Source organism: Paraplanobispora siamensis, assembly GCF_016863175.1.
Lineage (GTDB): Bacteria > Actinomycetota > Actinomycetes > Streptosporangiales > Streptosporangiaceae > Planobispora > Planobispora siamensis.
On record NZ_BOOJ01000013.1, the window covers coordinates 1 to 12,538 of the forward strand.

13 protein-coding genes are annotated in these 12,538 nt (G+C 73.8%); 5 read left to right on the forward strand and 8 right to left on the reverse strand.

The genetic code is table 11. From position 1 onward, the window contains the following. Both Psi01_RS07195 and Psi01_RS07200 read right to left on the reverse strand, forming a co-directional pair. Positions 1 to 966: ABC transporter ATP-binding protein (locus tag Psi01_RS07195; RefSeq protein WP_204063161.1), on the reverse strand; the 966-nt coding region annotated here is incomplete at its 3' end. Further along, a complete protein-coding gene (locus Psi01_RS07200) occupies positions 963 to 1,355 on the reverse strand; it encodes a GntR family transcriptional regulator (protein ID WP_204063162.1) in 393 nt (130 codons plus the stop codon). The genes Psi01_RS07200 and Psi01_RS07195, both read right to left, overlap by 4 nt. A 241-nt stretch (positions 1,356 to 1,596) precedes the next feature. Between Psi01_RS07200 and Psi01_RS07205 the strand changes: the two genes are divergently transcribed. Continuing rightward, complete coding sequence (locus Psi01_RS07205; protein ID WP_204063163.1) at positions 1,597 to 2,394, forward strand: hypothetical protein; 798 nt, start codon at positions 1,597 to 1,599, stop codon at positions 2,392 to 2,394. A 69-nt stretch (positions 2,395 to 2,463) separates the two neighbouring features. Here Psi01_RS07205 and Psi01_RS07210 read toward each other — a convergent pair whose 3' ends face one another. Then, positions 2,464 to 3,177, reverse strand: coding sequence for a B3/B4 domain-containing protein (locus tag Psi01_RS07210; protein WP_204063164.1), 714 nt, complete (start codon positions 3,175 to 3,177; stop codon positions 2,464 to 2,466). Between the two features lie 352 nt (positions 3,178 to 3,529). Here Psi01_RS07210 and Psi01_RS07215 point away from each other — a divergent pair, with 352 nt between their 5' ends. Continuing rightward, positions 3,530 to 5,626 carry a hypothetical protein gene (locus Psi01_RS07215; protein WP_204063165.1) on the forward strand — a complete coding sequence of 699 codons (2,097 nt, stop codon included), beginning with the start codon at positions 3,530 to 3,532 and terminating at the stop codon, positions 5,624 to 5,626. 141 nt (positions 5,627 to 5,767) lie between these two features. Further along, a complete protein-coding gene (locus Psi01_RS07220; RefSeq protein ID WP_204063166.1) occupies positions 5,768 to 6,274 on the forward strand; it encodes an anthrone oxygenase family protein in 507 nt (168 codons plus the stop codon). A 32-nt stretch (positions 6,275 to 6,306) separates the two neighbouring features. Here the strand turns inward: Psi01_RS07220 and Psi01_RS07225 are convergent, their stop codons facing one another. After that, positions 6,307 to 6,879: a uridine kinase family protein gene (locus Psi01_RS07225; RefSeq protein WP_204063167.1), complete on the reverse strand. Its 573-nt coding sequence runs from the start codon at positions 6,877 to 6,879 to the stop codon at positions 6,307 to 6,309. A gap of 261 nt (positions 6,880 to 7,140) precedes the next feature. Here Psi01_RS07225 and Psi01_RS07230 point away from each other — a divergent pair, with 261 nt between their 5' ends. Together Psi01_RS07230 and Psi01_RS07235 are read left to right on the forward strand one after the other, a co-directional pair. Further along, positions 7,141 to 8,298 (forward strand): CaiB/BaiF CoA transferase family protein, encoded by a 1,158-nt coding sequence (locus Psi01_RS07230; protein WP_204063168.1) that lies wholly within the window; start codon positions 7,141 to 7,143, stop codon positions 8,296 to 8,298. Further along, entirely contained in the window at positions 8,295 to 9,785 is a 1,491-nt protein-coding gene (locus tag Psi01_RS07235) for a carboxyl transferase domain-containing protein (protein ID WP_204063169.1), read from the forward strand. The genes Psi01_RS07230 and Psi01_RS07235 overlap by 4 nt, the downstream gene beginning before the upstream one ends. 60 nt (positions 9,786 to 9,845) lie before the next feature. On the opposite strand, the gene Psi01_RS07240 is transcribed toward Psi01_RS07235, so the two are convergent. The 4 genes from Psi01_RS07240 to Psi01_RS07255 form a co-directional block, all read right to left on the reverse strand. After that, the gene (locus Psi01_RS07240; protein WP_204063170.1) at positions 9,846 to 11,051 is read right to left on the reverse strand and encodes a hypothetical protein; all 1,206 of its coding nucleotides are present in this window, start codon (positions 11,049 to 11,051) and stop codon (positions 9,846 to 9,848) included. Next, a complete protein-coding gene (locus tag Psi01_RS07245; RefSeq protein ID WP_204063171.1) occupies positions 11,048 to 11,542 on the reverse strand; it encodes a SigE family RNA polymerase sigma factor in 495 nt (164 codons plus the stop codon). The genes Psi01_RS07240 and Psi01_RS07245 overlap by 4 nt, the downstream gene beginning before the upstream one ends. A gap of 93 nt (positions 11,543 to 11,635) precedes the next feature. Continuing rightward, the gene (locus Psi01_RS07250; protein WP_204063172.1) at positions 11,636 to 12,067 is read right to left on the reverse strand and encodes a hypothetical protein; all 432 of its coding nucleotides are present in this window, start codon (positions 12,065 to 12,067) and stop codon (positions 11,636 to 11,638) included. After that, the gene (locus tag Psi01_RS07255) at positions 12,064 to 12,528 is read right to left on the reverse strand and encodes a hypothetical protein (protein ID WP_239127254.1); all 465 of its coding nucleotides are present in this window, start codon (positions 12,526 to 12,528) and stop codon (positions 12,064 to 12,066) included. The genes Psi01_RS07250 and Psi01_RS07255 overlap by 4 nt, the downstream gene beginning before the upstream one ends. Positions 12,529 to 12,538: the final 10 nt, after the last annotated feature.

Consider the following 12,538-nt stretch of genomic DNA (forward strand, 5'->3'; position numbering starts at 1 on the left):
CGACAGGCCGGGGGAGCGCAGGTAGGCCAGGACGATCTCCTCCAGCGGCGCCGGGCGGGCGCTCCAGCGCGGGTCGGGCAGTGGCGCGGCGGACCGGACCAGCAGGGTCGTCTGCCGTCCCGTCTCCTCCCGTGAGATCACCGGCAGCCGGCCGGCCAGCGCGTCCGCGGTCTCGGCGGGGCCGGTCAGCACCCGGTGCCCGGCCAGGAGGTCGTCGATGTCGCCGCTGACCTGGGCCCGGCCCCCGTTGACCACCAGCAGCCAGTCGCAGGCGCCCTCGAGTTCGGCGACCACGTGCGAGGAGAGCAGCACGGTCAGGCCGGTCTCGGCCACCGCCTCCATCAGCAGGCGCATCACGTCGTGGCGGGCCAGCGGATCGAGGTCGGCCAGGGGCTCGTCGAGCACCAGCAGGTCGGGGCGCTTGGCCAGCGCGACGGTCAGCGCCACCTGGGTCCGCTGGCCCCCGGAGAGCGCGCCGACCCGGCGGTCCAGCGGGATGCCCAGCCCGGCCAGCCGCCGCCGGGCGGCCTCGTCGTCCCATCGGGGGTTGAGCCCGCGCCCGAACCTCAGCATCTCCCGGACCCGGAAGCCGGGGTAGAGGGGCTTGCCCTGGGCCAGGAAGGCGATCCGGTCCAGGCTCTCCCCGGCGGGACGGCCGAAGACCCGCACCTGGCCGGCGGTCGGCGCGAGCAGCCCCACGGCCATGCGCAGCAGGGTCGTCTTGCCCGCCCCGTTCGGCCCGACCACCGCCGCCACCCGCCCGGCGGGTACGGCCAGCGAGCAGTCGCGCAGCGCCCAGGTCCTGCGGTAGCGCCTGCCGAGACCGGTCGCCTCCAGCGCGGCGGAGGCCCGGTGCTCCGGCCACGGGTCGTGCGGATCGCGTTCCGCCGGGAGCTCCGTGCCCGCCGGGAACGGCGCGCCGTCCTCCCCGCCGGAGGGCCGGCCGGACCTGAACAGCGACGTCATGCGATCTCCTCCCGGGACGCCTCCGTCAGGGCCGAGGTGAACAGCGCCCGCAGATCCTCCTCGTCCAGGCCGGCCAGCCGGGCGCCGCGCAGCCACCGGACCAGTTCCCCGTGCAGCCGCGCGCGCTCGCCCGGCTGAGTCCGGCCGAGCGAGCGCTCCACGAACGTGCCCAGGCCCGGCCGCCCGGTGACCAGGCCCTCGCGCTCCAGTTCGCGGTAGGCCTTCAGGACGGTGTTCGGGTTGATCGCGAGCCGGGAGACGACCTCCTTGGCGGTCGGCAGCCGGTCGCCGGGCTGCAGCGTGCCGAGCCGGAGCGCGTGCCTGACCTGGTGGACGAGCTGTAGGTAGGTCGCCACTCCCGACCCCCGGTCGAGGCGGAATTCGATCACCCGCAACACCCTTTCACTAATCAAGTAGTGAAAGGGTGAAGCACGATCCCCCGGAAAGTCAAGCCTCGGCGGCCCGGGACCGGGGGTCCGGACGAGCACGTCCTGAAGCGGCGGGCGGGTACGGCGGCGCGTGCCAGGAGGCGGGCCCGCCCGTGGGACGCGTCCGTGGCGGGCCGGGTGCCGCCCACCCGGCCCGGTCGTTCGCGATCCCCGTGACCCCGGGCGCGTTAGGGTCGAAATCATGTTCACGACGGGCTATCGCCGGCAGGTGCGGACGAGGCTGCTTGAACGGGCTCGCGAGGACGGACGGATCGCCGGCGCTGCGATCACCGGTTCCGCCGCGCACGATGCCGAGGACCGCTGGTCGGATATCGATCTGTTCTTCGGGGTGGCGGCCGGCAGCTCGCTGGAGGAAGTGCTGAGCGACTGGAGTGATTTCGCCTACCGTGAGCTCGGCGCGGTGCATCATTTCGACCTCCGGTCCGGCCCGGCGATCTACCGCGCCTTCCTTCTCGGAGAACTGCTCGAGATCGATCTGGGCTTCACCCCCGTCGCGGCTTTCGGCCCGCTCGGCACCGGCGGGTTCCGGCTCGTCTTCGGGGAGGCGGCGGACCGGCGGGCGGGGGCATCCGATCCAGGGCACCTGATCGGGCTTGCCTGGCATCATGTCCTGCACGCTCGCACCTCCGTCGAGCGCGGAGCCGTGTGGCAGGCGGAATACTGGATCAGCGGTGTTCGCGACCACACTCTGGCGCTGGCCTGTCTGCGGCTGGGGCACCCCGCCGGCTACGCCAAGGGGGCGGACCGCCTGCCCGCTGAGATCACCGGGCCCGTCCGGGAAGCGCTCGTGCGCGCCCTCGACGTCGGTGAGCTCTCACGCGCGCTCGAAGCGGCCACTCGAGCCCTCCTGCGCGAGTTGCGTGAAAGCGACGCCGGAGTCGCTGCGGCTCTGGAAGGGCCGCTGCTCGATCTGGCAGCCGTCCCGGCGAGTCCCGCGCGCAACCGTACGCCGTCTGATCGAGGGGTGCCCGGGGCGTGATCTGGGCGATGAGCATCGTCGGCACACGGGTCAGGCCGCCGCGAGGCGCAGCCGTACCCGCTCTCCGTCTCAGGACCCGCCCGTCTGCGCCGGGAACTCGAAGCGCGGCGAGGGGCGGCTCAGCGTCGCGGTCTCCGGGACGGCCGCCCAGGCGGCGCTCAGCTCGCCGGCGATCACGCTGACCAGCTTGGGGACGTCGGCGGACGCCGAGCCGTGCATCGCCTCGGCGACGATCAGGACGGTGCCCGTCGTGTCCCGTACGGCCGAGTGGCCGCTCTGCCGGTTCGTCCAGCGCCGGGCGTGGGCCCGCCCGGCGGCGTCGGCGAAGATCACCTCACCCGGCTCGGGGTTCTCCGTCTCGCCGGAGAAGGTCAGGTAGCTCTCGTCGCCGCTCGCGTGCCGGACCTCGAGGCCCCGGTCGATCCGGGCGACGTCGAAGACGGCCACCGGGATCGCGTACGCGAGCGAGATCGCGTTGCACAGGTCGATGAGCGGGTGGAGCCGCGGAAGGGCGTGCTCCTTCCGGAAGCGCCGCAGCAGCGACTCGGCGGCGCACCGGTACTGGGTGGGCTTGAGCCCCATCGCCGAGAACGTGCGCCGCCACGCCCGGATCTCGGGGAACTCGGCCTCCGGGCCCGCCGCGAGCCGCGCCTCGGCGAGCGCGGAGAACTCCGCGACCCGGGCGTCGACGGAGGCGTCCGCGGTGATCCCCGTGGCGAAGACGGCGCCGGCGACGAGTCCGGGGTGGTCCGACCAGAGGGCGTCGGAGTGCTGGAAGTACATGGGTGGATCCTCTGTCGTGAATGGGGTCTGCCGATCGCTGAGCACGATCGCTGAGCACGATCGCTGAGCACGATCGCTGAGCGTGGTCGGCGGGGGACGCGACGGCCGGCGGAACGGTCACCGGAGCGCGGTGCTCACGCCGTCCACCCTGCCGTTCCCCCGGCCCGGCCGACAGGTCCAATGACGGCGTCCCCGGCGGGTCCAATGCGGACCGGTCACGGAGTTCCACGGGGGCTGCAGAGAGCACGGAACAGCACTGGTCAGAACACGATTCTGCATGCTTTATTGACGAACGCCCGGTTCTGCGATCTGCTGTGGGAATCTTCGTCGGGGGGGTCCGAGGAGGAGTCACATGCGTCTGCGCGTGATCATGGCGAGTCTCACGCTGGCCGTGACGTCGGTGGTCGCCCCGCCCGCCTGGGCCGGCCCCGCGACTCCCACTGCGGCCGACCCCGCTCCGGTGACCGCGTCCACCGCGCCCGATCCCGCTCCGGTGACCGCGTCCGCCGCGCCCGATCCCGCTCCGGCGGCCTCCGCCGCGCCCGTGGTGGCCGGGTGCGACCCGATCGCCGGGACCGAGTGCCTGCTGCCCTTCCCCAACGACTGGTTCACCGTTCCCGCGCGCACCGCGACCGGCCTGCGGGTGGAGTTCGCGGCCGAGGCGATGCCGAAGAACGCGGCGGGCAAGCCGATCGACCCGCAGCAGTGGAACGCCGCCGACGGGTTCTCCCCGGGCTCGATGCTCCTGGCCCACGTGCCCGGCGTCGACCTCGCCGAGACCGGCGCCGCGCCCGTCACTGACATCGGCTGGTCGCTGCGCCGCGACGCCCCGATCGTGATCGTCGACACCCGGACGGGGGAGCGCTGGCCGTACTGGGCCGAGCTCGACGCGAACGCCGCCGACCCGGACCGCAGGGCGCTGATCGTCAGGCCGGCGAAGAACTTCAGGGAGGGCCACCGCTACGCCGTCGCCCTGCGGCGGCTGAAGGACGCCGGCGGGCAGGAGATCGCTCCTCCCGAGACCTTCGCCCGGCTCCTGGGCGAGCGGCTCCCGGCGGGCGACCCGCTCGCCGACCGGCAGCGCGCGCTGCGCCGTACCCTCGGCGACCTGTCGCGGGCCGGAGTGGACACCCGGGGCCTCCACCTGGCCTGGGAGTTCACCGTCGCGAGCGAGCGGGGCATCGCCGGGCCGGTGCTGACCATGCGCGACCAGGCGCTGCGCGGCCTGCGCGGGCACTCGCCGAAGTTCACGGTCACCGGCGTCACGGACTTCACCCCCGAGCAGGACCCGAACGTCGCGCGCGAGGTCACCGGCGAGGTCGAGGTCCCCAACTACCTCGACCGGCCCGGCGGCCCGCCCGGTTCGAACCTCAACCGGGGGCCCGACGGGCTGCCCCGGCCGCTCGGCGACGTGGTCAGGGCCCAGTACCAGTGCGAGATCCCGCGCTCGGCCTTCACCCGGCCCGCCCACCCCTCCCTGTACGGCCACGGCCTGCTGGGCAGGCACACCGAGGTCCGGGCCGGCAACGTCCGCGCGATGGCCGGGGAGCACAACTTCGTCTTCTGCGCCACCAAGTGGATCGGCATGTCCGACGAGGACGTGCAGAACGTCGTGAGCGTCTTCGGTGACTTCTCCCGCTTCGGCACCGTCACCGACCGGCTCCAGCAGAGCCTGCTCAACTTCGTCTTCCTCGGCCGCGCCATGATCGAGAAGGACGGCCTGACGAGCCACGAGGCCTTCCGGGACGACCGGGGCAGGCCGCTGCTCGACCGGCGGGCGCACCTCGCCTTCGACGGCAACAGCCAGGGCGGCATCGCCGGCGGCGCGCTGGTCGCCGTCTCGCCCGACGTCCGCAACGCCGTACTCGGCGTGCCGGGCATGAACTACAGCACGCTGCTCAACCGCAGCGTCGACTTCCAGCCGTTCCAGCAGCTCATGGACCAGAGCTATCCCGACAAGCTGACCCAGCAGATCTGCTTCGCGCTGCTGCAGATGCTCTGGGACCGCGCCGAGGCAGGCGGGTACGCCGAGCACATGACCGGCGACCCGCTGCCCGGCTCGCCCCGCCACCGGGTGCTGCTGCACGTCGCCTTCGGCGACCACCAGGTCTCCACGGTGACCGCCGAGGTGGAGGCCCGCACGGTCGGGGCCCGCATCCACCGGCCCGCCCTGGCCGCGGGGCGCAGCCCCGACGTGACGCCCTTCTGGGGCATCCGGCCGCTGCCGGACTGGCCCTACCCCGGCTCGGCGATCGTCGTCTGGGACAGCGGCACCCCCGCGCCGCCCACGACCAACACCCCGCCGCTCGGCCCGGAGTACGGCCGCGACTCCCACGAGGACCCGCGCCACGACCCCGAGGCCCGCACGCAGAAGGCGTACTTCCTCCGGCACGGCCTGGTCGTGGACGTCTGCGGCGACGCCCCCTGCGTCGCCGACCCCGCGCCCTGAGGCCGGCGGGCGCTGGACGCCCGGAGATCTGGTCGAGAGCCTCACGCATGGCCTTTCCCGCCCGGGCCCACTTGACTCGGATCATCGGGAAACGGCCGGGAACCGGCGGCGCCCGCGAGGATCCGGAGGCGGAGAAAGACGATGCTTGAGTTGTTCCAGACGATCACGCTGGTCGCGGCCACCGTGGCCACGGGGCTCGCGGCGGGGCTGTTCTACGCCTTCTCCGTCTCGGTCATGCTGGGGCTGGCCGAGACGGACGACCGGACCTTCGTCGATGTGATGCAGCGGATCAACCGGAGGATCCTCAACGGCTGGTTCGCCCTGAGCTTCGGGGGCGCGCCGGTGCTGACCCTGCTGGCCGGGGTGCTCCAGCTCCTGGGCGAGGGAGGGCGGCCCGCGTTCGTCTGGACCGCGGCCGGATTCGTCCTGTACGGCGTGACCTTCGTCATCACCGCCGCCATCAACGTGCCGCTCAACAACGCCCTCAACGCGGCCGGCGACCCGGCGGCCCTCGCCGACCCCGCGGCCGTGCGCGCCGCCTTCGAGGCCCGCTGGGTCCGCTGGAACCTCGTCCGCACGCTGTCCTCCACGGCCGCGCTCGCCTGCCTGGCCTGGGCGCTGGTGCTGTACGGCGGCGCGATGGGATGACCCCCGCGGGCGCGCCCCCGCGGAACGGGCGGTCAGAGCACGGCGAACTCGCCCGGGACCGCGGCCCCGTCCACCAGGAGGTCGGCGCGGGAACGGGTGCCGTCATCGGCGAACCACTCGTCCTCTGCGCGCATCCAGGCGTGCCACCGCGGTTCGAGCGCCGCGCCGTCCCTGGCCAGGACCCGGGCCAGCCGCAGATCCCTGGGCGCCTCCACCCACACGGCGAAGGCCGCAGGGGCGCCGCGCCGGGCCGTACTCACCCCCTCCAGCACCAGAACCGGGGCGACCGGCACCTCCACCCATTCGGCGAAGGCGCCGCGCTTCCAGTCGTAGCGCCGGTAGCCGCCCGGCCCGCCCGCCGACAGCGGGCCCAGCACCTGCTCCTCCACCTGCTCGAACCACGCCTGCGGCGGCTCGTCCCAGGGCACGGGGAAGTCGTCGGCGTGGACCACCCGGCAGCCCAGCGCGCCGGCGAGCCGCCCGGCGAAGGTCGTCTTGCCCGACCCGGCCGGCCCGTCCACCGCGACGACCCGCACCGGCCCGCACGAGGGCGGCAGCGCCCGGACCGCCGCGGCCAGGTCCGGAAAGGAGATCACGTCCGCCACGCCCCCAGCATGGCATCCGGCGCGGTACGGAACGCGGCCCGGTAGGGCGTCCGGTCCGATGCGGCGTCCGGCCCGGTACGGCGTCCGGTCCGGCACGGAGTCCGGCGCGGCACGGCCTCCGAGACCCGGGTCGCCGGCTGGGAGGATCGGGGTTACCCCTGGGTATCGTTCCGGGCGAGGACCTGGCACGCTTGCCGTGCGCCCCCGTGCCGTTCCGGCCGGCTTGGGCTAGGATCGGCGACTCTCACCCGGAGGTTGATCTTGCAGGGAGCCCTTGGCGACATCGTCGTCCTCGACCTGTCCCGCGCGCTGGCCGGGCCGCACGCCGCGCAGATGCTCGGAGACCTGGGCGCGCGGGTGATCAAGGTGGAGCATCCCGGCGGAGGCGACGAGTCGCGGGGCTGGGGCCCGCCCTTCGTCGGCCCCGATCACGACATCTCCACCTACTTCCTGGCCGCCAACCGCAACAAGCTCTCGATCACCGTGGACCTCAAGTCCGCCGAGGGCAAGGCCCTCATCGAGCGCCTGGTACGGCAGAGCGACGTGCTGATCGAGAACTTCAGGACCGGGGTCCTGGACCGCCTGGGCTTCTCCGTGGAACGGCTGCAGGAGCTCAACCCGCGTCTGGTCGTGCTGTCGATCACCGGGTTCGGCCACGACGGGCCGGAGGGGGGACGGCCCGGCTACGACCAGATCGCCCAGGGCGAGGCGGGGCTGATGAGCCTGACCGGCCCCTCGGCGCAGGAGCCGTACCGGGTGGGCGCCTCGATCGCCGACCTGCTGGCGGGCATCCACGGGGCGTACGGCGTGGCCGCCGCCCTCTACGAGCGCGAGCGGACCGGGCGGGGGAAGGTCGTGCGGACCTCGCTGCTGGCCGCGGTGACCGGCGTGCACTCCTACCACGGCACCGCCTGGACGGTCGGCGGCAAGGTGCCCGCGGCCAACGGCAACCACCACGCCTCGATCGCCCCCTACGGCGCGTTCCACTGCGCCGACGGGATGATCCAGATCGCGGTGGCCAACGAGGGCCAGTGGCGGAAGGTGGCCGCCCTTCTGGACATCGATCCCGAAATTCCGAAATATGCGACCAACAGAGAAAGATTCGTGCACCGGGATGAGCTGATCGCCGACATGGAACAGGCGCTCGCCAAACACGACCGCGCGCACTGGCTGACCGCGCTCGGCGAGCTCGGCGTGCCCGCCGGGGCGATCCGCTCCATCGACGAGGTCTACGCCTGGGAGCAGACCCGCTCCCAGGGACTGCTGGTCGAGGTCGACCATCCCGTGCTCGGCTCCATCGAGCTGCCCGGGCCGCCGCTCCGCTTCGACGGCGAGCCGCCCCGCGAGCACGCCGCCCCGCCGGCCCTCGGCCAGCACAACGACGAGGTGCTGGCCTGGCTCGCGGAGCGCGAGCGATGACCGAACGGCCGGACGCGCGCGCCCTGATCGGCGCCGTCCTCGACCCGGGGACGTGGCGGTCGTGGGACGGGCCGCCCGCCGATCCGGCCGAGCCGGGGTCGGACTACGCCGAGGAGCTGGCCGCCGCCCGGGCCAAGTCCGGCTACGACGAGTCGGTGATCACCGGCGAGGGCCTGCTCGACGGGCGCAGGGTCGCGGTCGTCGTCTGCGAGTTCTCCTTCCTGGCCGGCTCGATCGGGGTGGCCGCCGCCGAGCGGCTCACCTCCGCGATCGAGCGGGCCACCGCCGAACGGCTCCCGCTGCTGGCCGCCCCGGCCTCCGGCGGCACCCGGATGCAGGAGGGCGCGCTCGCCTTCGCCCAGATGGTGAAGATCACCGCGGCGGTCATGGGCCACCGCGCCGCCGGCCTGCCGTACGTCGTCTACCTGCGCCACCCCACCACCGGCGGCGTCCTGGCCTCCTGGGGCTCGCTCGGCCACGTCACCGCGGCCGAGCCGGGCGCGCTGATCGGGTTCCTCGGGCCGAGGGTGTTCGAGTCGCTGCACGGCTACCCCTTCCCCCAGGGCGTGCAGGTGGCCGAGAACCTCTTCGCCAACGGCCTGGTCGACGCCGTCGTCTCGGCCGAGGACGCCCGCCGGATCGCGATCAGGGCGCTGGCCGTCCTGTGCGCCCCGCGCCAGGGCCTGGGGCAGGGGCCGGAGCCGGAGGGGGAGGTGGGGCAGGTCGACGCCTGGGAGGCGATCACCCGCTCCCGCCGCGACGACCGGCCCGGCGTGCGGGCGCTGCTCAAGCTGGGCGCGGCCGACGTCACCCCGCTCAACGGCACCGGCGCGGGCGAGAACGATCCCGGCCTGCTGCTCGCGCTGGCCAGGTTCGGTACGGCGCCCGCCGTCGTGCTGGGCCAGGACCGGCGCCGCCAGCGGGCCGAGGCCCCGCTCGGCCCGGCCGGGCTCCGGGTGGCCCGGCGCGGCATGCGCCTGGCCTCGGAGCTGGGCCTGCCGCTGGTCACCGTGATCGACACCGCCGGGGCCGCGCTGTCCAAGGCGGCCGAGGAGGGCGGCCTCGCCGGTGAGATCGCCCGCTCCCTGGCCGACCTGGTGACGCTCGACGCCCCCACGGTCTGCCTGCTGCTCGGCGAGGGGGCGGGCGGCGTGGCCCTGGCCCTGCTGCCCGCCGACCGGGTCCTGGCCGCCCAGCACGCCTGGCTGTCCCCGCTGCCCCCCGAGGGGGCCTCGGCGATCCTCTACCGGAGCGTGGACTTCGCCCAGGAGATCGCCTCGGCCCAGGGCGTGAAGTCGACCGACCTGCGGCGCAGCGGCATCGTGGACCGGATCATCCCGGAGCTGCCCGACGCCGCCTACGAGCCCGAGGAGTTCTGCCGCCGGGTGGCGGCCACCCTGGAGTACGAGATCACCGGGCTGCTGGGACGGGCCCCCGCGGACCGCCTCAGCGCCCGGCTCTCCCGCTACCGCCGCCTCGGCCTGTGACGGGCGGTACGCGCAACGGCGGTCCTTGACGGGCCGTACGCGCAACGGCGGCCCCGGAACCTAGCCGGTCGGCGTCCGGCGGGCCTCGATCTCCTTGTGACCCGGATCCTCGTGCCGCCACAGCTCGGCCCCGCCGGCGTCGTATCCGACGTACACGGCGCCGTCCCTCGACGGATTGCTCCCCTCGGGGAGCTCACCGCCGAACAGGCGCACGCCCTGGCCGGGGAAACCCTCGACCGTCTCGGCCGTGGCCCGGCGGCCGTCCTCGGTCCGCAGTTCGACGCGGGCCGTCCGCTCGCCGGTGTAGCCGTACCACAGGCCCTCCACCGCCTGCCCGGCACCGGCCCAGACGGAGAAGGGGGCCTGGGGGAACCTGCCGGGGGCCTTCAGGTCGGCGCCCAGGGTCATGTAGGAGTGGTTGCTGCTCATCCCCACCGCCATGCCGTCGTACCAGAAGACCAGGCAGTTGTCGGCGTGGAGGTGGGCGGTGACCCCTGCCGGCAGGGGGATGCCGGCGCCGTCGGGCGTCTTGTCCCGGTGGCAGGGCGGGGACAGGACGTCGCCCAGCCGCTGGAGCCGCCTGCCCCGTTCGTCGGCGAACTCGTAGTCGACGACGGGGACGCCGTCGGGCAGGTCGCCGGGGAAGCGGGCCGTCCAGACGGGAGCGGGCAGGCCGCGGCCCCGGATCACCTCACCGGGGAAGCTCCGGCCGTCGCGGAAGGTCACGCGGACCGAGTGGACGGAGTCCTCCGCCATGCCGTAGGCGACCATCTCCGCGGGCAGCGGGAACCGGCCGGTCACGCCGGCGACCCGGCCGGCCTCCTCCTTGTCCAGCGGCTCGACGAGCCCGCAGGAGGCCGAGTCGTCGGCCGGCGTCACCTTCCGCGCCGAGCAGATGCGCAACTGCCCGTCCCCGGCGCGGCTGTACCAGACGTGGATCGGGTCCTCGGGGAAGCTCGGGTGCGGGACCGTGACCACCTCTCCGACCGGAGGGTTCTCCCGCAGGGACTTCTCCACGAGCTGCGCCAGGCCGTTCACCCGCACCGCGGTGGTGTCGTCCCGCTTCTCGCCCCGGCCGCCGGCGAGCCAGACCGCGGCGACCGCCACGGCCACCGCGGCGGCCAGGACGGGGACCAGCGGGAGCCTGCGGCGCAGCCTTCCGGCGCGCGTGCGGCGCATCGTGTCCGACCAGGCTCCGGGAGAGGCGGGGAAGGTCTCCGCGCGGGCGTCGAGGGCGGCGCGCAGCCGCTGTTCGATGTCGTTCACGAGTCCTCCTTCAGGGCCCGGCCGAGGGCGGACAGGCCGCGGCTCGTGTGCGTCTTGACCGAGCCGGGGGAGACGCCCATCGCCTCGGCGATCTCCCGCTCGGACAGGTCCAGCCAGTAGCGCAGGACCAGGGCCTCGCGCTGGCGGCGGGGGAGGCGGCCGACGGCCGCCAGCAGCTCCCGGTGCTCCTCGGCGACGAGCACCGCGTGTTCGCTGCTGCGCGCGGCCTCGGGCGGATCGAGCGCGCGGCGCCGTACCAGGCGCAGGTGACGCAGCCGGTTGCGGGTGAGGTTGCACACGATGGACCGGACGTAGGCCAGGGCCGCGCCGTCGTCGCGCAACCGGCGGTCGTGGAGGCGGGCGAAGGCCTCCTGGGCGATGTCCTCCGGATCGTCGGCGCCGAGCAGCCCGGCCAGGCGCACCATCGAGCGGTAGTGCGCGGCGAACAGCTCGGCGAACGAGGGAGGCGCCACTGTCTGGAGATCGATCACATCAGCGGGACACCTGAACGGGTCCCCGGTTGACAGGAGCCCGCGGGAGATCCGCCGGACGCCGGCCCCGGCCTCGGCAGCAGGCGCCGGGCGTCAGGGCTCGGAGCGCGCCGGGGACAGCGGGACCGGGATGCGCTCGACCCGCAGCGAGAAGACCTCCTCGCGGGGGACGACCACCTCGTAGGCGCCGTGGTCGACCATCCAGTAGCCCAGCGCCTCGGCCTTCATCCCGCTGTGCCCGGTGTAGGCGATGTGCAGGCCCTCCTCGCCGTTCTCCTCCGACACGTCCAGAACCAGGCACGGCTCGCCGCCGAACGCGCCGACCGTGCGGACCAGGACCAGCCAGTCGAGGCGGGCGCGGTCGACCACGGCCCGCCAGTAGCCGGAGGCGGCCTCGAAGCCCTCCTGCGCCTCCTCGCTGAACAGCACGACCTCGGCCGGCCCCGGGCCCAGGGCCGCCGCGTAGGTGCGCTCTCCGTAGTGGGCGACGAACCCCGAGGCCACCGGCTCGATCTCCTCGCTCATGAGGCCGGCCGCCAGCTCAGGCCGTCGTAGACGCCGAAAACGCGTTCTCCTTCGTCGACGGTCACGTGGATGATCTCTGCTCCCGGCGGGATCGGCATCGGCATGGTGTGGAACTGCGGCACGACGTGCTCGCGCGAGGTGGTGAAGCCGTTGCCGGCGAAGGGCGGCGAATCGTTCCAGTCGCCGCCCATGTGCGGGCCGTACGGGACGACGTAGGTGTCGGTGTCCCGCGCGAACCAGCGCATGAGATAGATCTCCGGCACCGAGACGGTCAGCTCCGAGCCCTCGAATCCCAGGTCGAGGCCCATGAACAGCTGAGCGGGGGTGGTCAGCCTGATGCAGTCCTGCACCCGGTAGACGTATCCCGAGATGACCGTCCGCTTGCCGGACAGATAGGGCACGAGCAGCCGAGGCGGGATGACCTTCTGCATCTGCGTTCTACGCCCAGGTGGCTCGCTCACGGGTCACATT